The sequence below is a fragment of the Salmonella sp. SAL4457 genome, from assembly GCF_046548235.1.
Lineage (GTDB): Bacteria > Pseudomonadota > Gammaproteobacteria > Enterobacterales > Enterobacteriaceae > Salmonella > Salmonella enterica.
Genome location: NZ_JBGDZO010000841.1, coordinates 1 through 256 on the forward strand (window position 1 = coordinate 1; position 256 = coordinate 256).

Consider the following 256-nt stretch of genomic DNA (forward strand, 5'->3'; position numbering starts at 1 on the left):
GGGTACGCGATGCCGTGGTGCTGGCCCATGACGGGGTCGGCGGCACGCAACTGGTGGGATACGTGGTGGCGGACTCGGCGGAGGATGCCGAGCGTCTGCGGGAGTCGCTGCGGGAGTCGCTGAAGCGGCACCTGCCGGACTACATGGTGCCGGCGCACCTGATGCTGCTGGAGCGGATGCCGCTGACGGTCAATGGCAAGCTCGACCGGCAGGCGTTGCCGCAACCGGATGCGAGCTTGTCGCAGCAGGCCTATCG

At 68.8% G+C, this 256-nt stretch carries 1 protein-coding gene; it reads left to right on the plus strand.

The window, feature by feature from the left end; translation table 11 throughout:
- Positions 1-256, plus strand: a 256-nt coding sequence (locus ACLJNW_RS26550; RefSeq protein ID WP_410961556.1) for an AMP-binding enzyme, incomplete at both ends; no start/stop codon positions are given.